This is a genomic window from Sphingomonas lenta, assembly GCF_002288825.1.
Classification (GTDB): Bacteria; Pseudomonadota; Alphaproteobacteria; order Sphingomonadales; family Sphingomonadaceae; genus Sphingomonas; species Sphingomonas lenta.
Genome location: NZ_NSLI01000008.1, coordinates 22,903 through 42,153, shown reverse-complemented (window position 1 = coordinate 42,153; position 19,251 = coordinate 22,903). Strand labels below are relative to the sequence as shown.

The 19,251-nt window shown below is 67.7% G+C and carries 17 protein-coding genes and 2 pseudogenes; 11 read left to right on the top strand and 8 right to left on the bottom strand.

Annotation, left to right across the window (positions count from 1 at the left end):
- Window positions 1–250: 250 nt before the first annotated feature.
- Window positions 251–757 carry a hypothetical protein gene (locus CKY28_RS17840; protein ID WP_095999749.1) on the top strand — a complete coding sequence of 169 codons (507 nt, stop codon included), beginning with the start codon at window positions 251–253 and terminating at the stop codon, window positions 755–757.
- Here CKY28_RS17840 and CKY28_RS17835 read toward each other — a convergent pair.
- Both CKY28_RS17835 and CKY28_RS17830 read right to left on the bottom strand, forming a co-directional pair.
- Window positions 748–1,950, bottom strand: a complete 1,203-nt coding sequence (locus CKY28_RS17835) for a glycosyltransferase (RefSeq protein WP_095999748.1) — start codon at window positions 1,948–1,950, stop codon at window positions 748–750. The two genes, CKY28_RS17840 and CKY28_RS17835, sit on opposite strands and share 10 nt — an antisense overlap.
- Window position 1,951: 1 nt before the next feature.
- Window positions 1,952–3,331: a lipopolysaccharide biosynthesis protein gene (locus CKY28_RS17830; protein ID WP_176473187.1), complete on the bottom strand. Its 1,380-nt coding sequence runs from the start codon at window positions 3,329–3,331 to the stop codon at window positions 1,952–1,954.
- A 142-nt stretch (window positions 3,332–3,473) separates the two neighbouring features.
- Here CKY28_RS17830 and CKY28_RS18895 point away from each other — a divergent pair, with 142 nt between their 5' ends.
- The 4 genes from CKY28_RS18895 to CKY28_RS17815 all read left to right on the top strand — a co-directional run bounded on the left by CKY28_RS18895 (window position 3,474) and on the right by CKY28_RS17815 (window position 7,419).
- On the top strand, window positions 3,474–3,629 hold the full coding sequence (locus CKY28_RS18895) for a spike base protein, RCAP_Rcc01079 family (RefSeq protein WP_176473186.1): 156 nt from the start codon (window positions 3,474–3,476) through the stop codon (window positions 3,627–3,629).
- Window positions 3,629–4,135: a hypothetical protein gene (locus CKY28_RS17825; protein WP_095999746.1), complete on the top strand. Its 507-nt coding sequence runs from the start codon at window positions 3,629–3,631 to the stop codon at window positions 4,133–4,135. Before CKY28_RS18895 ends, CKY28_RS17825 begins: the two co-directional genes overlap by 1 nt.
- 128 nt (window positions 4,136–4,263) lie before the next feature.
- Window positions 4,264–4,794 (top strand): hypothetical protein, encoded by a 531-nt coding sequence (locus CKY28_RS17820; RefSeq protein ID WP_095999745.1) that lies wholly within the window; start codon window positions 4,264–4,266, stop codon window positions 4,792–4,794.
- A 162-nt stretch (window positions 4,795–4,956) separates the two neighbouring features.
- Entirely contained in the window at window positions 4,957–7,419 is a 2,463-nt protein-coding gene (locus CKY28_RS17815) for an Ig-like domain-containing protein (protein ID WP_095999744.1), read from the top strand.
- 86 nt (window positions 7,420–7,505) lie between these two features.
- Here the strand turns inward: CKY28_RS17815 and CKY28_RS17810 are convergent, their stop codons facing one another.
- Window positions 7,506–8,300, bottom strand: coding sequence for a hypothetical protein (locus CKY28_RS17810; protein WP_141243998.1), 795 nt, complete (start codon window positions 8,298–8,300; stop codon window positions 7,506–7,508).
- Window positions 8,301–8,851: 551 nt separating this feature from the next.
- Entirely contained in the window at window positions 8,852–10,759 is a 1,908-nt protein-coding gene (locus tag CKY28_RS17805; RefSeq protein WP_095999742.1) for a hypothetical protein, read from the bottom strand.
- Between the two features lie 203 nt (window positions 10,760–10,962).
- On the opposite strand from CKY28_RS17805, the gene CKY28_RS17800 reads away from it, so the two are divergent.
- Window positions 10,963–12,099 carry a glycosyltransferase family 4 protein gene (locus tag CKY28_RS17800; protein WP_095999741.1) on the top strand — a complete coding sequence of 379 codons (1,137 nt, stop codon included), beginning with the start codon at window positions 10,963–10,965 and terminating at the stop codon, window positions 12,097–12,099.
- Here CKY28_RS17800 and CKY28_RS18890 read toward each other — a convergent pair.
- Together CKY28_RS18890 and CKY28_RS18885 are read right to left on the bottom strand one after the other, a co-directional pair.
- The gene (locus tag CKY28_RS18890; RefSeq protein WP_176473185.1) at window positions 12,096–13,049 is read right to left on the bottom strand and encodes a glycosyltransferase family 2 protein; all 954 of its coding nucleotides are present in this window, start codon (window positions 13,047–13,049) and stop codon (window positions 12,096–12,098) included. The two genes, CKY28_RS17800 and CKY28_RS18890, sit on opposite strands and share 4 nt — an antisense overlap.
- Window positions 13,050–13,054: 5 nt before the next feature.
- Window positions 13,055–14,416, bottom strand: coding sequence for an O-antigen ligase family protein (locus CKY28_RS18885; protein ID WP_176473184.1), 1,362 nt, complete (start codon window positions 14,414–14,416; stop codon window positions 13,055–13,057).
- Window positions 14,417–14,560: 144 nt separating this feature from the next.
- On the opposite strand from CKY28_RS18885, the gene CKY28_RS19205 reads away from it, so the two are divergent.
- The 4 genes and pseudogenes from CKY28_RS19205 (at window position 14,561) to CKY28_RS17780 (ending at window position 16,607) form a co-directional block, all read left to right on the top strand.
- The gene (locus tag CKY28_RS19205) at window positions 14,561–14,701 is read left to right on the top strand and encodes a hypothetical protein (RefSeq protein WP_245841924.1); all 141 of its coding nucleotides are present in this window, start codon (window positions 14,561–14,563) and stop codon (window positions 14,699–14,701) included.
- Between the two features lie 145 nt (window positions 14,702–14,846).
- A complete protein-coding gene (locus tag CKY28_RS19200; RefSeq protein ID WP_245841923.1) occupies window positions 14,847–15,254 on the top strand; it encodes an LbetaH domain-containing protein in 408 nt (135 codons plus the stop codon).
- Between the two features lie 25 nt (window positions 15,255–15,279).
- Window positions 15,280–15,537: a hypothetical protein gene (locus tag CKY28_RS18880; protein ID WP_095999740.1), complete on the top strand. Its 258-nt coding sequence runs from the start codon at window positions 15,280–15,282 to the stop codon at window positions 15,535–15,537.
- 49 nt (window positions 15,538–15,586) lie between these two features.
- Window positions 15,587–16,607, top strand: a pseudogene (locus CKY28_RS17780) (IS481 family transposase).
- A gap of 100 nt (window positions 16,608–16,707) precedes the next feature.
- Here the strand turns inward: CKY28_RS17780 and CKY28_RS17775 are convergent.
- Window positions 16,708–17,456, bottom strand: a pseudogene (locus tag CKY28_RS17775) (IS5 family transposase).
- Window positions 17,457–17,586: 130 nt separating this feature from the next.
- Window positions 17,587–18,192 (bottom strand): serine O-acetyltransferase, encoded by a 606-nt coding sequence (locus tag CKY28_RS17770; protein ID WP_245841922.1) that lies wholly within the window; start codon window positions 18,190–18,192, stop codon window positions 17,587–17,589.
- 695 nt (window positions 18,193–18,887) lie between these two features.
- Between CKY28_RS17770 and CKY28_RS17765 the strand changes: the two genes are divergently transcribed.
- Window positions 18,888–19,154, top strand: a complete 267-nt coding sequence (locus CKY28_RS17765; RefSeq protein ID WP_095999739.1) for a hypothetical protein — start codon at window positions 18,888–18,890, stop codon at window positions 19,152–19,154.
- Window positions 19,155–19,251 lie beyond the last annotated feature (97 nt).

Below are 19,251 nucleotides of genomic sequence, written 5' to 3'. Positions count from 1 at the left end.
CGAGTTGGCTGTTTCCCCTCACCTCCTTCCCACCGCGTTTCCTGACGCTGCACTTGACGCTCCGAAGCTTGCTCAACCAGAAGGTCCGGCCGGACCGGGTCGTGCTCTGGATCGCCGGAACGAGACGAGCGGTCACTGCCGCGTCGCACGCGCAAGCTGATCGACGCCGGCGTGGAGATGCGCGTCGTGCCAGACGTCAAGAGCTATAAGAAGCTCGTGTTCGCGCTGGAAGAGTTTCCCGGGAGCCTTTGTGGTCACCGCCGACGATGATTTCTACGTGCCAAACTGGCTGGAGGAGCTCGTCGCCGGCTACGATCCGGCGGCACCGACGATCGTCTGCCACCGAGCCCACCCCGTTCTCCAGTTCGGAAGTGCGAACACTCCCCTGTACCTCGAGCGGGAATCAGACGTGCAGGACGAAGCCGCGCGCCGGCCCTCGACCGACCTGCTGGCCGTGGGCCTGGGCGGGACGCTCTACCCGTCGCGCTCGCTGCATCCCGACGCTACCGACCACGACGCGTTCACGCGGCTGTGCCCGCACGCGGACGATCTGTGGTGCTCCTGGTGCGCCCGCCGGGCGGGATCGCTTTACAAGAAGATCGGCGGTCCTTTTCCGATCCTGAACTGGGACTCAACGCAGAAGGAGCGGCTATTCAACTTGAACGCGACCGAGAGCGATGCGCAGCTACGGCGCCTGCTGGACGCCTATGGCGATCCGAACGCGCCGGAAGGGGCCGGCGCGCCGCCTTATTCGTAAGGCGCGCGCGGCCGACGCGCCAATAAGCTCCGGCCCGCCAGCGCGGCCGCGCGCAGCACGAGCATCGCCTCGTCGCGCCGTTTCCGGCGCAGGGCGGTTCTCAGCCTCTGAGGCAGGCGCGCCGAGACCGCGCGGAGCGCGCGGACCCGCTCCCGCCGCGGCAGGCGCGCGAGCGCGTGGAAGAAGGGGCGGGCGTCGTCGAGGCTTATCAGCCCATGACCCGCCCAACCGAACACCTCCGACAGGTCCCACAGCTCGGCGGGGGTCAGGCGGCGCGACGGCCTGTCCGGCAGCAGGGCGGCGGCCGACGCGACGTCGTTGGCGGCGTGGCCCCATTGCGCCTTACGCGCCATGACGCCCGCGCGGGCGATCCGGGCGGCGACGTCCAGGTCGGCGCCCTCCGCATGACCGCGGGGGCGCACCATCGCGCGGAACTCGTCGAACGGATAGTCGGCGTGGACGCGTTCGAAGATCAGGGCGTCGTACCTCATCCAGGCGCGCGCGCGGTCCTCGGCGGCGACGGCGGCCTCGCCCGCGCCGCGCTGGCCCTCATGCTGGCGCTGGTGAAACAGCGGGCCAGGCACCTCGAGCCCTCGGAACGCGCGCGAGAGGCGCAGGATCATGTCGTAATCCTGCGACCGGCGCAGCGCCGTGTCGAACGGTCCCACCGCCGCGTAGCAGCGTCGCCGGACGAGCATCCCCGGCTGGTGGATGAAGCAGCGGCGCAGCAGCGACAGGTGCAGCGGCTCGTCGGGATGATCGAACACCGGCGTCGGCCTGGTCACCCAGTCCCCGCCCTCGCGGACGAGATAGTCGTAATGGCCGAAGGTGAAGCCGGGCTCCGCGTCCTCCTCCAGCGGGCGGCGCATCCGTTCCAGCGCGCCCGCCATCGCCACGTCGTCGTCGTCGACGATCCAGACGAGGCGGTCGTCCGCAACTTCGGCGAGCGCGCGGTTGAGCGCGACCGACTTTCCGGCGTTTTCCTGGCGCAGGTAGCGCAAGGGCCAGCGGCCGGACCCGACCCCGGACCCGATCAGCGCGGGCGTGCCGTCGGTGGAGCCGTCGTCCACCACCAACACGTCGTCGCCGGGGCGGAGCTGGGGCAGAACGCTGTCGAGCGTCTCGGCGATGTACGCCTCGCGGTTGAACGTGGGGACGATCACCGTGACAGCGGGCGGGGGCGCGTCCGCCATCTCAGGCCTTCCTCTTGAACTTGCGGCGCGGGTCGAAGGCGCCGAGCGCGCGGCGCAGCAGCTCCAGATCCGTCCGGGTCGGCGTGACCACCGCGAGTGGCGACACGCCGACCACGCGCGCGTAGACGAACAGGTAAGCAAAGCTTGCCACAATGAAAGACACGCTGGAGGCGAGCGCCGCGCCCATCGCGCCCGCTTCCCGCACCGCCCACCAGCCCAGCCCGATGTTGAGCAGCAGCACTGGTAGCATCACGATCATCGTCACCCACGGTTTGCCCCGCCCGGCGACGTCGATGTTGAGGATTTTGAACAGGGTGAACGCCACCACGCCCGGCAGCAGCGCCACGCACAGGTCCGCGCTGCGGGCGAAGTCGGGACCGAACACCAGCGGGAAGAAAAAAGGCGCGGCGATCGCCAGGCAGAGGCTCGCCGCCGCGCCGAGCGCCACCGCGACGCGCGCGAGCGACATGACCTTGCCCGAGAACGCCGCCTTCTCCTCCTCGGACGTGGTGACAGCGCGCGACAGCACCAGCGCCGACAAGGTGTTCGGCACTTCCCAGAGCAACTCGGCCATCAGCGCCGCCTGCGCGTAGAGGCCTACCGCCACCATGTCGCCGTCGATCGTCAGCAGCAGCGTCATGATGCGATAGTTGACCATCAGAATGAATAGCGAAACCGCATAGCTTAACCCCTTCCGGTGCAGCATCGCCGCGATTCGGCGGTCGTAGCCGAGCCGCAGCGGCCCGTTTCGGCCAAGCAGGCGGAGCGCGTACCCCGCGCCAAGGAACGCGCCGAGCAGGTTGGCGGCCAGCACGCCCGACAAGCCCATTCCCAGCACCCACCCGCCCGCCGCGATCGCGACGAGCCGGACGATTGGCGGCTGCCACGACAGCTTGCGGAAATCGGCGATGCGCTTCTGGCCCAGGAACACGCCCGTGGCGTAGCTGACGGCTAGCGAGGGCAGGATGGCCATGGCCGCCAGCGCGCGCCACAGCCACTCGCCCTCGGCAACGCCCACGATCTCGAAATAGACGAGCGACAGCGTCGCGCCGAGCGCGCTGGACAGGAGCACCATGGTCAGGAGCGTCGGCACCGCGCGTTTGGCCGTCAGAGTTCCGTTGCCGACGTAAAAGGCGGTCGCCTGGCGGATGCCCATCTCCGAGAAATTTGTTGCGAGCGCGGTGGGCGCGGCCAACGCTGCGAAAACGCCGCGCCCCTCTGCGCCCAGCATCCGCGCGACCAGCATGCTGATGAGGAAGCCCGTGGCGCGCGTAACCACCCTGACCGCGGCCATCAGCGCCGCCTCCACGCCGAACGCGCGCGACTGGACCGGCCTTTCGGCGTCGCCCTTATTTTCCACCACCGTGTCGACGCTCTTCATGGCCTGCACCCTCATCGGCCTTAGCAGAAAGCGCGCGGCGGTCGATACGGCGGCGGTCGCCCCGAAAAGGGGCTTTCCTAAAAGCTTTGGACCAGAACATACCATGAACGCTACAAGTCGCAGCGTGCAAGGAGCCCTATTCATGTCCGATCCCTTCTCCACCGATTCGCCGGGCGCGGCGGACGACGATGCCGACGTGGTGTTCCGCAACGTGCCCGCGGGCGCTCTGCTGCGCGTGCGGGCCAGCCACGTGCGCGCCACCGGCACGACCGCTACCGACATCCTGGCGCACTGCTGATGTTCGGCTTCGACGACTGGGCGGGAGCGCCGCCCGCTGCGAGCCCCCTCCACCCCGCGACCGCCGCGCGCCGAGGGCATGCCGACGCGCTCGTCCGCGCGCTGGTCGCGGCGGGCGTGTGGGACAAGCTCGAGTCGCTGCACGTGCCTGCCGCGCACAGCCGCCAGGCGGCGCTGATCGACTGGACGGGCAGACGCGGCCCGGCGACGGTGGGCGGCGGCGCGCCCGTGTTCGTGCCCGACCGCGGCGTCTATTGCGACGGGGCGGACGACTGGGTCGACCTGGGCTTCGCGCCCGCCGACGGCGTCCGCTTCCAGCAGAGCAGCGCCACTGTGGCGATGTGGGCGCGCAACGCCAGCCCCGCCCAGGGGGTGAGCGGGTTCGGGCTCGCGGGATCCACCGCGGTCGGCCTCAACCCGCGCGGCGCGTCGGGGTTATGGCGTCGCGGCTCAACAGCGGCACGGCGACGACGGGCGGCGCCGTCGGCACGGGCGATCCCCTTCTGAAGTCGGTCGTCCACCTCGCCGCCGACGGCTCCGCGATCCTGCGCGAGTGGACGCTCGCCGGCTGGGGCCTGCCGCCAAGCAGCGTCCAGGGCGTCGCCTAGGAGCCGCTGTCCGGCGGCGGCCGGGGCGTGCTCTGGTTCGCCGTCGTGGGCGGCGCGAGCGGGGTGTACCGCGCCGCGCTGGCGGATGATTGGAGTGCCGGGCCCGCGACGCTCCTGCCCGGCGGCGGGGCGAACGGCGTGGCGTACGACGCGCGGCGCAATCGGATCGTCCTGCTGGGCGCGCAGATCAGCTGGCGCGACAAGACGACCGGCGCGCCCACCGGGCCGATGGCGGCGGTGCACCTGCCGAAAGCCGACCACCTTCTCTACGACGCGGAAGCCGACCGCCTCTTCTACAGCTACGGCGCGAACGGGCAGTCGGGCGGCATCGCCGAGCTCGATCCGGAGGGTGTCTCCAATTACGGCGCGCCCGTGCTCAAGAGCCTGACGTCGCTCGCCGGCGCGGACGCGGTGGAGGGATCGTCCGCGCGGACGGCACTTGGCACGTGGCGAACGACGCGTTCTTCCACGGCGGCAACCCGGCCCTTAACCGATTGCTGCGGTTCGCCGACTGACGCGGCCGCATTTCTTACCTGGTGGGCAACCTCGTCGCTTTAGGAACGCACAAGCCGCGCCGCCCTAACGACGCCGGGCGACTTCGGAAGAGGTCGTCCGGCCACGGCCAAGTCCGTGCGCGGGTTCATCACCACCGGCGAAGATGTCCGACCCGCCGTTCCGCCAGGAACAGGCCCGGCGCCTTCCCGCACATGGGGGCGGTTCATGTTCGAGAAGATTCTTGGCGACGAAATCTTCCTGCAAGGCAAATATCTCAGCCTCGGGATCAACGGCAGCGGCACGCTGGGCACCAAGCAGTCGGCGCCCGTGGGCGTCCACACCGACAAGGCGAACGGCTTCACGCGGCTGGGCATGGTGGCCGACGTCGACGGCTTCGGCGCCGGCGCGGGGGCGACGCGCGAGGCGATGCTCGCCGGGACCGCGGCCGAGGGCTTCACGATCGGCTACGACGTCGGCGGGTCCCGCCACATCCACATCAACGCCGAGCGTACCTCCAAGGCGCAGATCTCGGGCGAGACGAGCCTTGAGTCGACCGCGGACGGCTCGCGCGTCGGCTGGACGGGCAGCACCGACGAGGACCTCAAGGTCGAGCAGGTGATGACGGTCGCGGAGGACGCCAAGTTCGTGCGCGTCGACGTGACGCTGACCAACGAGTCGGGCGCGGCGATGCAGAACCTGCGCTACCTCCGTACGATCGATCCCGACCACGGTCCGGGCTTCTCGACGATTAACACGATCGTCGAGCAGGGCGGGGACGGCGCGGACGGCGCGCTGCTCGCGGCCTATGCCGGCAAGGGCCAGACGCCGTTCTTCTATTACTCGAGCGACGAGCGCGCGATGGTGTCGACGTTCGGCCTCAAGAACTACGACCCCTACACGGCGCTCGCGATGGACAAGGCGCAGGCCGAGGGCTTCTCGAAGTCGGCGGACGAGGCCGTCAACATCAACTTCGCGGTCGGCACGCTGGCCGCCGGTGAGTCGACCACCCTTACCTTCTACTTCGGCATCACGGGCGACCTCGCCGCGACGGTGGCCGAGATCAAGGGCCAGGAGGGCGCGCCGCCGCAGCCCACCAAGCCCGCGCCCGTCGAGCACGCGCCGATGGCCGTGGACGACGCGGCCTCGACGGTCGCCACCAAGGCGGTGACGGGCAACGTGCTCGCCAACGACAAGGACGCCGACGGCGACGCGCTCAGCGCGACGCTGGTAGCCGGCCCCAAGAACGGCACGGTGACGCTCGCGGCCGACGGCAGCTACAGCTACGTCGCGAACAAGGGCTTCGTGGGCACCGACAGCTTCGGCTACTCGGCCTCGGACGGGAAGGCGTCCGCGAACGCCACGGTCAAGATCAGCGTCGGCGCGACACCCAACTCCGGACCGAGCGCGATCGACGACACGGCCTCGACGGTCGGCGCGAAAGCGGTGATGGGCAATGTGCTCGCCAACGACAAGGACGCCGACGGCGACGCGCTCAGCGCAACGCTCGCCAGCGGCCCCAAGCACGGCACGGTGACGCTCGCCGCCGACGGCAGCTACAGCTACGTCGCGAACAAGGGCTTCGTGGGCACGGACGTCTTCACCTACTCGGCCTCGGACGGCAAGGCGTCCGCGAGCGCGACGGTGAAGGTCAGCGTCGCCGCGCCGCCCAACGCCGCGCCGACCGCCGCTGCCGACGGCGCCGCCACCAAGGGCGTGGCCGCGGCCGCGGGCAACGTGCTCGCCAACGACAAGGACGCCGACGGCGACGCGCTCAGCGCGACGCTGGTAACCGGCCCCAAGAACGGCACGGTGACGCTCGCGGCCGACGGCAGCTACAGCTACGTCGCGAACAAAGGCTTCGCCGGCACCGACGTGTTCACCTACTCGGCCTCGGACGGCAAGGCGTCCGCGAACGCGGCGGTGACGATCGCGGTGGAGGCGTCCGTGGAGACGTCCGACGCCGGGGCGGCGCTCTCGCTGCTGAAGCGCGCGCACGTCCAGCACGGCTCCGACGCCGCCGCCCAGGTCCTGACCGCCACGGCCGGGAACGACGTGTTTTACGTCGACAACAGCCGCGCCTCGGGGATCGACACGATCGACGGGTTCGGCCGCGGTGACCTGATCGGCGTGAAGGAGGCTTTCCACGACGGCAACCGCGACGGGATCATCAACCTTTCGAAGGGCGTGGTCTCGCTCCAACACCCCGCGTCGGACAACGCGCTGAAGATGGCCGGCGTGGCCAGCCTGCGGCTGATGGGCGCCGACGAGGACGGCACCTTCGTCTACGCCTCGGGCGCGGGCCGTCCGAAGGGCGCGAGGGAGAGCCGCATGTCCGACGACCGGCTCGCCGGCGACGCGACGGACAAGAAGACGCAGGTCTTCTTCTTCGACTCGGCGCTGGGCCTCGATCTGGGCCAGGACACGGTCGCGAACTTCGGCCGGAAGGACGTGCTCGTCACCACTACCGCGCTGACGTTGGACGGCGGCCGGGTAACGCGCGACGACGACGGCGACATCGCGCTCCTGAGCGCGGACGGCGCGCACGAGCTGGGCGGGATCGATCTACGCGGGATCGGTGGCGGCACGCCCGCGCTGGAGTTCGACGGGACGATCATCCGCGACGGGGCGACCTACTATGTCTACAGCCTGGAGGGGTCGAGCGCCGGCCTGGGCAACGTCATCATCTAACGGAGCTCCCCGGACGAAAAAAGGGGGCGGCCGCGAGGCCGCCCCCTTTCTCGCGCCGGTCGCGGACGACCGGAACGCCGGCCGGCTTACGCCACGCCGTAGTAATAATAGGTCACGCCGTCGCCGGCGACCGTGTTAAGCAGCACCAGCGAACTGACCGAACCACCGAAGTCGATCTGCCCGCCCTGCGCCGGACCAATGTCGCCCTTCACGCCGTCCATCTCACCCGGCAGATCGAGCACGCCATTGGCACCGAAAGTGATGAGCGCACCGGCGTCGGGGCCGTTGTGGATGCGCGTCGTCGTGACGATGCGGTCGCCCGCGCCGAAGCCGGTGATCGTGTCACCGCCCAGGTTCAGGCCGAGCGCGGTGTCGTAGAAATAAGTGAAGTTGCCGGTCGCGGCGTTGAAGTTGTCGTTGCTGACCGTACCTTCGGTGAAGCCCGCAAGCCGGGTGCTGGCATCGGCATAGACGTGGCCACCGTTCCCGTTGGGATCGCCGCCCTTGCTGCCAAGGTAGCGGAGCGCGAGAATGTCGGCGTCGCCGCTGTTCACGGTGATCTGCGCCTCGCCGGCGCGGTTGCCGCCCGACCCCGTGCGGTCGATGTCGAGCACCCCGTTGCCGCCGAACGCCACGATGCCGTCGCCGTTGCCGTCGAAGATCTGCTTGAAGTTCACGACCGTATCGTTCTTGCCGAAGTTGACAAGGCTGTCGTCTGCGGTCGTCCCGTTCCCGAAGTAGAACGATACCGCCAGCGCCGAGTAATCGAACGTGTCGTACTCGTCGTTGGAGTTATTGAAGGCGATGTCGACCCGCTCGGAGGTCGTGTAGAGGCTGCTGTTATCACCCAAAGGCATGTCGGTATCTCCCTGATAAATCACAGGCCCAGACCGTTGGACTGGGCAGGGTCGGCGGAAAAAGTCGTAAGGTCCCGTTTACGCTCCGCTTTTTTTCACTGCCGCAGTGCCGGAAACGTAACGGTTCGTCAACTGAATATTTATACTATTGGCGGCCTGCAAGGTCCGCGGGGCTGGCGTCCTCGGCCTGCGGGCGCTTATACTGCTGACGTGCCGAAAAGTTTCCGACTTTCTGACATTTGAGGTTCGCCGCCCAGATGTTTGCGCGGAGGCCGTCAGAAGTTTCCCGCCGCAGCGTCCGCGCCCGTCCTATTGGCTCATGCCGCGCCGCGCGTTGCTCGATCGACATCGGAGGTGCAACCTACCACCTTCCGGACGGGAGTCCCGATCTGGAACATTTATTCAGAATGCGTTCGTCGGGCACGACGAACCGATGAGCTGTTGAAGGGCGGCGGCTCAGGAGAGGCCTCGTCGCGACTCGATGCGAGGGGCCGTCACCTCGGGGCCAGACACACGATCGCCGGGCCTGCGCCCCTCGGCGCAGGCCCGGCGATCGCGGCACGGTGGTGGCGCGGTCAGCCGTCGAGCAGGCTGTAGACGAAGTACTGTACGCCGCCGACCAGCTGCACGCCGTCGAGCTCGAGCGCGGCGACCGTGCGGCCGGTCGTGTCGGTGACTTTAACGCCGCCTAGGTCGGCGTCGCCGCCGAACGCGAAGGAGCCGTCCCGCCCCGCCGCGACGCGCGCGCCCTCGCCCAAGCGGCTCGTGGTCATCAGCACGTCCTTGGCACCGAACGAGACGACCTTGTCGTCGCCGAGATCAAGGCCCAGCGCGGTATCGAAGAAGAACCTGTTCGCGACTTTGTCCTTGGCGTCGCCGACGAGCTTGTCGCCCACGCTCAGCCTGCCCTCGACCGCCTTGGTCGGGCGCACGGCTGCGTCGCCGTAGAAGAAGCCGTCGTCCGTCTGCCCCAGCAGGCGCAGCCCCTTGGTCGGCCCGTCGAACTTGACGGCGCCGCCGCCGAGCTCGAGCGTGCCGTTGGCGCCGAAGCCGATGATGCCGTCGCGGTTGCCGTCGGCGAGCGCGGTTCGGGTGACGAGCGCGTCGTTCGAGCCGAAGCCTGCGATCCGGTCGGCGCCGCGGTTGACAGCCGCGTCAAAGTGGAACTGGTCGGCGGCCGCCGTGCCCGCGAAGCCGTCGGCGCGCGCCGTGCCCACGAATATCGTGCCGGTCGGCGCGGGGGTCGCCGGAGCGGGCGCGTCGTCGGCGTCGTCCTCATCGTCATCGTCGATGTCGGTCGGGGTGAAGGGCGTGCCCGCCGAGTGCTTGCCCACCGCGTCGACCAGCTCAATCTTCGCCCTATCCAGACCGCCGATCGCGCCCGCGCTCAGCGCGCCCGTCTTGGCACGGACGATCTCCACGTCCGCGATCGACACGATGCCACCGTCGTTCAGGAACACGCGCGTGCTCGAGCCCGCGTCGGCGAAATAGCCGCCGTCGATCTTCAGCTCGGCACCCTTAAGGACGTGGATCTGGTTCTGCCCGTTCAGGAGACCGCCGCGCTTCTCGGGGTTGAGGCCGACGGCGTCGACCATCATCACCTCGCCCCAGATGCGGAAGTTGCGCGAATTGTCCTCCGCGACCGCGCGGACCAGCGTGGTCGATTTGGACTTGAGATCGTAGCCTGCGTCCGTGTTGCCGCGCGCCACCGTGTCCTCGAACCGGACGTCGTAGACGCCCGCCTCCGTGGCAAAGCCGTCGCCGTTCCAGTAGTTGCCGCCGGTGGTGTCGGTGGCGTTCTCCATAGTGACGCGCCGCAGCGTGACGTCGTGCGCCGTGCCGACGAGGTGCACGCCGATCGCGAACTCGTCGCCGTCCTGGCGCTCGCTGTCGCCGCGCACGTCCTGGATCAGCACGTCGCGGCTATTATAGCCGATGTAGATCAGCGCCCTGGAGAAGCCGTCCACGTCGATGTCGCGCAGCGTCAGGTCGGTGACGCTCGCGGTCTTGTTGCCGGAGCCGGCATAGGTCTGGAAGAAGTGCGCGACGTTGTCGGCGTCGACATTCTCGATAGTAATGTCGGCCACGTCGCCCACCGCCCGGAACACGGTCGCGGTATTGTTGACCTGGAAGTTCTCGAAGTGGAGGTTACCCGCGCCCTTCTGGAACTTGAACAGCTCGTTCCCGGCGGGGTTACCGATCTTGTAGGCGGCGGGGCGCGTCCCCTCGATTACCGCCTCCTGGTCGGCGCCCGTCCGGCTGTTGACGCCCTTGATCGTGACCTCGTCGCTGAAGGACGCGCCGCTCCAGATGTTGATGCCGTTCGTCACCTTGTACGCGCCCTGGTCCGCCGCGAGGTACACCGTCCCGCCCGACCCCGCCTTGCGCACCGCGCCGTCCAAGCTGGTGATGGCGGCCGCATTTGCCCAGTCCGAGCCGCTTTTGTTACCCGAACCGGTCGGGGTGATATAAAACTTGCCCATAAATGATGTCCCGCACGAGATGTCTCGCCCCCGCGTGTTACTCGGGCGATCGTGGGGGTCATTAGCAACCAAGATTTGTTGAACTGGTTTGCGGATCGGGTGAAACGACGTTTAACCCTGTCGTGGGTCGAAGGCCGCGCGGCGGGTGTTGACCCGGACGTGCGCGGCGTGGATCGCGGGCGACGTCAGCCGGGGGATCAGCCGTGACGCCATTACCCATCGTGTTCCCGTTCTCCAGCCACGACATCGGCGGCAGCCACGTGGCCACCTATGAGCTCGCGGCCGCGCTCCAGGCGGGGCATGGGCGGCGCTGCATCTTCCTGTGCGCGGCGGAGACGCCGATCGCCGCCGAGGCGCGGCGGCGCGGGATCGAGGTGGTCGACACGGGCGAGATCGCCTGGGCGCACGCGTCGCTGAAGGAGCGGCGCAGCCCCGTGCGGATGCTGCGCCGGCTGCCCGCGCGGCTAGCAATCATGCGGCGGATCGGCCGCTGCATCGTCCACGCCAACGAGATCGTCGCGATCCAGTCGTTCGGGCTGCTCGCCAAGCTGCTCGGCGGCCGGATCGTGTACCACCACCACGCGCTCAACCGCATGGTGCTCCCCTATCGCTTCCTGATCGGGCGGGCGGACGCGGTGATCGCCGTGTCAGAGACGTGCCGCGCGCCGCTCTCCTTCGTGTCGCCGGAGCGGCTGCGGGTGGTGCTCAACCCGATCGAGGTGCCCGAGCCGTTCGATTGCGCGGCCGCCCGCGCGCGCGTCTGCGGCAAGCTGGGGATCGACCCCGCGGAGACGTTGATCGGCTTCGTCGGCAATCTATGGCACCGCAAGCGGCCCGAGTTCTTCCTGCGCGCCGCCGCTGCCATGCGGTCGGAGGAAGGTCCCAAGCGCTTCATCCTGTTCGGGCGGAAGGGGGATGTGGACGTGCCGGAAATGGAGGCGTTGGCCTCCGAGCTGCGGATCGCCGACCGGGTGACGTTCGCGGGGTTCATGATGCCCGCGGAGGACAACATCGCGGCGCTCGACCTGCTGATGGCGCCGGCGATCAACGAACCGTTCGGCCGCACGCCGATCGAGGCCGCGCTGCTCGGCACGCCCTGGATCGCCACCGACGACGCGGGCCATGGCGAGATCGGGCGGCGCTGGCCGGGCGGGCGGCTCGTCGCAATCGACGCCGACGAGGCCGCCTTCGCCGCTGCGGCGCTGGAAATCCTCGAGAACCCGGGCGCGGTCGCCGCGACGCCGGCCGAGCGCGCGCGGATCGCCGCCGACTTCGCCCCCGCCCGCGAGGCGGCGGAGGTGAACGCCATCTACGAGCGGCTGGAGCGCGGGGCGGCCTAGCGCCCGCGCAGGCGGGCGCGCAGCCGCTTGGCCCTCGGCAGCGTCCAGCCGTAGCTCAGCACCGCCAGCGGGCGCGTCGCCGCCAGCAGCAGCGCGCGGGCGCGGCGGCCGCTCCGCCACAGGTCGTGGACGCGATGCCCCTCGCCCAGCGTCCGCATGCTCCGGCGGTAGCGGTGGAGCGCCGCGCGCGTCTCCGGCGGGGCGGCGTCGCCGTGGAGCGCGAGGAGCGTGTCGGCGATCCACAAGCGGTCGGCGTGCCGGGGCACGGTGCGCGTGCCGCCCGAGACGGCGCTCGACGCCATGCTCCGCGGCAGCGTGTAGAGGTAGAAGGGCTCGTGCACGAGCACGCCCTTCCCGCCCGCGAGCAGCACGCGCATGAAGAAGTGGAAGTCCTCCGCGTAGCGGATTTCGGTCGGGTAGCGGATCGTGTGCGCATTCAGGAACGCGCGCGAGACGACCGGCTTGAGCAGGCCGAAGCGCACGCTCCCGAACGGGCGCTCGCTGTCGAGGAAGCGCGCGGGCGTGATGGCCGAGACGCCGTCGTCAACGGGCAGCACCGCGCCGAGCTCGCGGCCCGCGCCCTCGTCGTAGCGGACGTAGTTGTCGGCGACGATCGCCGCGCCCTCCCCTTCGGCGACCGCGAGCATGCGCTCCAGCCGTTTCGGGCGCCAGCGGTCGTCGGCGTCGAGCACCGCGATCCAGTCGCCCCGCGCCGCGTCGATCGCCCGGTTGCGCGCGGCGCTGGGGCCGCCGTTGCACTCGGCGCGGAGAAGGCGGATGCGTCCGTCGGCGGCGCGGCGCTCAACCACCGCGCAGGTGTCGTCGGCGGAACCGTCGTCGGCGACCAGCACCTCCCAGTCACCCATTGTCTGTGCCGCCACGCTGTCCAGCGCCTGCTCAATATAGCCGGCGGCGTTGTAAGCCGCGATCACCACCGACACGCGCGGCATCGCGATCAGGCCCGCGCCGCGGCCGTCCGGGCGAAGCGCGGCGCGACCGGTGCCCGCGCCGGCCCGCGCAGCCGGCCGCGCACTTGGTAGGCGGTATAGCCGCACAGCAGCCCGTAGTAGATCAGCCCCTCGATGCTCCACATCGGCATGGTCGCCATGTTGAGCAGGAGAAAGGCGAGGTGGGCCGCGACCAGGACGGCGCGCACCGGACCGGGCGCGAGAAACGCCAGCAGCAGGAACCATGCCCAGAGCAGCAGATAGCAGATGACGCCGACCACGCCCACCTCGTAGAGCGCCGACACCAGGGTGTTGTGGGCGTAGACGCGGAAGTTTCCGGTCCAGGTCTCGGGACCGAACCCGAAGACGTGTTGCATCGTCGTACCCTCGTCCCAGGCGTAGTAGTACTGGCTCCAGATGAGCGGGCGGCCGTTCAACACGTGCCGGTCTTCGATCGAAAAGGTGTATGGCGGCTTGATCAGCTCCGTATTGCGGCTGACGAACACGCCCAGGTCGGCGAACCGTTCCCGCAGCGTCACCGCCATGCCCAGCCCCGCGGCCGCGACAAGCACCGCCAGCATCGCGCCCATGATCGCGCGCTGGCCCGGCAGGAAGCGCCGCGCCCCGTCCGCGAGCAGCGATAGGGCGACGAGCGGCGCGATCGCGAGCAGCGCAGTGCGGTAGTTGGCGAGCAGCAGGCCGAGCAGAACCCATCCCACCATCGCCAGCTTGAGCCGGAAATCGAAGCGCCGGACGAGGCAGATCGCGAGCATGGTCCCGCACAGCAGGACGGCGAAGGACGCCTCGTGCTGATAGCCGCCGATATAAGCGGCAGACCCGTCGAGCTCGCTCTGCTTGACGATGCCGAGCGCCAGGCCTGCGATCTGCAGGACCAGCGGCGAGGCCAGGGCCAGCGCCAGGGTGCGCATCACCGCGTCGCCGCCGTGGCGCTCCGACGCGTCCACCACTAGAAGCGCGACCACGACGAGGTAACCGAGCTTGGTCGCATAGGTCGCCAGGTCCGGCAGCGCGTCGTTCATCGCGCCGCTCAGCATCGCGACCCCGAGCAGCGGGATGAATGGCGCGAGCACCAGGAGCGAGATGCTGCGCCGCCTGAGCACGAACAGGCCGGCGGCGAAGAAAAGGACGGAGGAGAGCGCGTTCCAGCTGAGGCCGACGGGCGACGAGGTGAAAGTGAACTGCCACGCGGCCGACAGGAGCGGGCGCATGCCGACCACGATCACCAGCGTCCGCCCCGCCGGTGACGGCAGCCTGCGGGTCAGCGCTAGCACGGCGAGCAGCCCGAGAATGAGCAGCGGCGCCAGCGCGAGCACCGGCAGGGCGCGCGCGAGAAGGGACGTGGTCTCCATAGGCGGCGACCCTTAGCCCAGTCCCCGCCTGCGCGCTACCGGCCGCCCCGCCGCTGGACGCGGGCTCTACCCCCTGGCCCCGGCGCACGTTGACAGCCGTCGGAGCCGGGCCAAGCGTCCGTCCCCACGGAATGGGGGCGGGCGATGATGGACGGGGACTCCGAGCTGAACGACGCGGGCAAGCCGCACCGGCGCGGCTGCATCAAGCAGTACCGGTCGTTGCGCGCAGTGCTGGCCGCCGACCTCTACCGCTATGAAGGGCGGACGGGCGCCAACCGTTCCTGAAACAATATTCCTTCACGCCGGCCCACAGTATACGGTGCAGATGCGCCTATGCGGCTGGCTGCGCACCAAGCTGGCGATGGCCTTTGGCCTTTAGCCGCTCGCCTAGTTCGTCCTGCTGCGCAGCCGATACAATTTCGGCTTCGCAATGCCCGAATACATGCTGATTGGGTCCAGCCTGTTCATCAACCGCTTCGGCGGTATTTACATGAATGGCGGTGCGGTGATCGGCTGCAACTGCAACCTGACGCACGGCATCATGCTGGGCCAGGCGAGTTGCGGCGCGCAGCGCGGCAGCCTGGTGCTAGGCGACTGCGTGTTCATGGGCGCGGGCACCAAGGTGGTCAGCCATATCAGCGTGGGCGACGACAGCTCGATCGGCTCGAACGCGGTGGTCACCAAAGACGTGCCGCCCATGGGCGTCGTCGGCGGGGTGCTAGCAAAGCTCCCCTCCACCGCTGGATCGCACGGCTATATCACTCGGCAGGTGCCCACCGAGATGATGCGCTGCTGGGCCGACGCCTTCGTAGGGCGAGTGCCGCCCGGCTTTCCCTAACGCGGCAGGCTTCCGCTCTTAAGTAATGACGCGCATCGCTGGCGGCAGCGCGACGGCGTGGCCGGCGAGCAATCTGGGGCGCCGGCACGCCCACCGCATTGTGGTAGGCGGGTACATCTTGCAGGATCACGGCGTTAGCGCCCACCACGGTACCGTCGCCGGCCGAGAGGTCACCGACGAGCTTGGCGCCCGCGAACACGCAAATTGCATCGCCGAGCCGGGGATAGCGGCCCTGCTTCCAATCACCGACGCGCGCGCCGCCCAGCGTGATCTAGGTGTTTGATCCCAGGCTTTGATTGTGCACCATCTACGCGCGAGTGGAAGGAGGCACTATGGGCCAGGTTCTACACGGCAGCGCCCGGACGACAGCGGCTGTCCGTCGAGCAATATAGCGGAATGAACTGAGCCTGAGAGCGCTGGCCAAGCGCCACGGCGTTAACCAGAAGACCGTCGCCAGGTGGAAGAGGCGCTCGACGGCCGACCTGCCCACGGGTCCGAAGGATTCTAGATCAACCTCGCTGACGGTCGAAGAGGAAGCCGTGGTGGTCGCCTTTCGTCGGCACACGCTGTTGCCGCTGGCGACTGCCTTTACGCGCTCCAGGCCACGATCCCGCACCTCACCAGGTCGTCGCTCCACCGCTGTGTGCAGCGGCATGGCATCAGCCAGCTGCCTGAGGTCGACGGCGATAGGCCGGCCCGAAAGAAGTTGAAGCGTTACCCGATCGGCTACTTTCATATCGACACCGCCAGGTCAGAACCGCCGAAGTCGAGCTCTACCAGTACGTCGCCATCGATCGCACACTCAAATTCGTCTTTGTCCAGCTTACCAAGAACACCAGCCGGGTCTCCGCATTTGCGTCCCTGGAAGCGCTGGTCGCAGCCGTGCCGTACACCATACATACCGTCCTGACCGACAACGAGATCCGGTTCACCTTCCCGCCCAGATACTTCGACGGGTCCACAGCACAGTGAGGCACCTACATGTTCGACATGTGCTGCGAAGAGAACGGCATCGAGCACCGGCTCACTAAGGTGCAGCGCCCTTGGACCGACGGGCAGGTCGAGCGCATGCACCGGACCATCAAGGAAGCCATCGTCAAGCGCTACCACTACGACACGCACGCGCAGCTCGAGACGCACCTCCAGGACTTCATCGCCGCCTACGACTTCGCACGCCGACTAAAGACCCTACGCGGCCTCAAACTCTACGAACCCATTTGCAAAACGTGGGCCGACCAGCTCAACTGCTTCAACAGCAACCCGCAATACCAATTACCGGGACCGAACTCCTACTGCTTGACGACTCGTTTGCAGGACCTTTTGCGAGTTCTGAAACATATCTTGCCCAATTAATAAAATCCTAAAATCTGAACTTAATGTCAGCAATCCCACGTATCAAATTAATCTAAAACGGCATTGAATCGAAAATTTTCTCGCTTAGGCTCAGAACTCACTACCGCTGTAGCCAGAAGATAACCGTTGCCGCGAGGGCGATAGCGGACATGAAGGTGTGGGCGCATCGGTCGTAGCGGATGGCGACGCGTCGCCAGTCCTTCAGGCGGCCGAACATGATCTCGATCTTGTGGCGTGAGCGGTAGAGCTTCTTGCCGTGCCGGACCTGGCGTGAACGGCCGGCGCGACCGGGGATGCACGGTCGCGTGCCGCGGGCACGCAGCGCCTGACGGAACCAGTCGGCGTCGTAGCCCCGGTCGGCGATGAGCACCGGGGCGGGCAGCATGGTGGCGCTTCCCTTGTAGTCGCTGACCTGGCCTTCCGTCAGGAGCAGCACCCGCGGCCGGCCTTACTCGTCGCAGACAGCGTGGAGCTTGGAATTCAGGCCGCCCTTGGTGCGGCCGATACGGCGCGGAAGAGCCCCTTTTTACGCAGGGAAGCCGCAGTCCGGTGCGCCTTCAGGTGTGTGGCGTCTACCATGAGCTGGTCAGGTGCGCCGCCCTCGGCCGCGAGACCTGCAAAGATGCAATTGAACACGCCGACCCGGCTCCAGCGAACGAAGCGGTTGTAGAGCGTCTTGTGCGGGCCATAGGCAGGCGGAGCGTCTCGCCACATCAGCCTGTTGCGGATGACGTAGATAATGCCCGACAGCACCCGCCTGTCGTCCACCTGCGCCAAGCCGCGCTGCAACGGAAAGAACGGCTCGATGCGGCGCATCTGCGCCTCCGACAGCAGGAACAGCTCGGCCATAGGGCACCTCCTGGCACCCCGGATCCGCTACGCCGCCAGCCGTTCCACACCAGCGTTATTAGGTCCTGACCCTAGATCTGACTTTGCGAAGTTGTCTTCCCGTGAACTGGAGAGGCCGTGATTTCATTTACTATAAAGCCTCTTGCTCAAGCATATCTGGCGGATACCAAATTGCATCAGGACCACCTGAGTCGCGGCGTGCTCGGGCACACGCTGCAATAACCTCGGGCGGCACTTGACGATTAATGTACCCTTCAGAGCCACGGTCTGAGATTATCTTCGCCGGAACACCTGCAAGGACCGCTCTTGGAGGAGCATCTTTCACCACTACAGCGTTCGCGCCAATCGCAACATCATCGCCGATTGTAATGGCGCCCGTGACCCTCGCTCCAGATGCGATGAATACACGATTACCTATGACAGGCGATCCAATGACTTCTCCTCGATTTGTCTGGCCAAAGAGTATCAGAGGACTGAGATTTACGTTCGCCCCGAGTAGACAATCACCATTTATGTAGATGCCTCCAAAGCGGGTCACGAACAGGCCGGGTCCGATATCTGCATACTCGGCGATTGCCATGCCGTACAAATGCCTATAGTGCAGTAGGATCAGCTTCGCCGGAGGGTAGAGAACGTATCTGGTAATACGGTTAACCTTTAAGAAACCGACTATCCTTACAAGCGCGATGTACTTGAAGCCCGCGTTAAATAAGAACAGCTTCAGCCACTTGAACATTCCTGATCCTGGATATCGGTAGAGATCGGCGCTGAGGAGAAGTCGCAGCTCCTTCCAGCTTCGGGCACAGCCCCGGGTATGCGGTTGCGCCAAGGTGGGCAAGCGATCCTGAGGAACATGGAATGGCGACTTGAACATGTTAATCTCGACCACCTAGGCGTAGGATTGCACCACACCCCCCGGCATAGTCGGCGGAGAGGGCAGATCCAACTCTGCGTTCAAAGACGTTGAAACTTTCCACCATTGCCCGATGGGGCACGTCCTGAAACCTCGAATCCGCTGCTCCCCAAGCCGTTCCACGCCGACGCTATTGAGTGGCTACCTTGAGGATAGAGCGTGCAGCCGCGATCAACGCGCGCGCCGGAGCTTGGCCGCGCAGCACCTCTTCAAGAAGAGCTAGGCCCGCCGGCCGAAATACCGACGAAGCGTATCGAACAACCGCCCGCCGGGCGTCATTTCAGAAGAACAGAACGAAACGGGCGCGCGCTATTAATTAGTGACGATCGCGTCCGTACAGATCGAACGCCAAATGCCGCAATTCTTGGTCGTGCATAGCCCGGTGACCCACCCTGAGAATCTTTGTGCTGCGCGACCCTTCCCGACTGATGGTTAACTTGACGGAAGCCGCCTTTTTTCGGCGTTGGAGAACCGGTGACCGGCTAGGCCGCGCCTCGAACAGTGTCAAGGCGACTAACATGAGTCCAGTTTACGCGCCCCGTGCCGATCCGATACCCAGCACCGCCCGGCGCGGCGGCGCGCCCGCCGCGCCGTTGCCGCCCGAAGGCGCCACCCCGGCGGGCGACCTCCAGCGCCGCGTGTCGGACGCGGCGCTGCGCGGATTCTTCATGAAGCCGGAGCCCGCCCCGCTCCGCCTGCCGCTCGGCCGGTTGCTCGCGGCGGCCGCGGCGGGGGCGCTGGGCTGGGCGGCGGTGTTCGGCTTGGGCGCCGTCGTCATCCGCTGACGCGCCGCGGCGGCCCACGACGCGTTGTTGCGGGGCCGGCGCGCGCGGGATACATCGTGCCCGCTATGCGCCCGACCCCCGCTCCCGCCCACCCGCG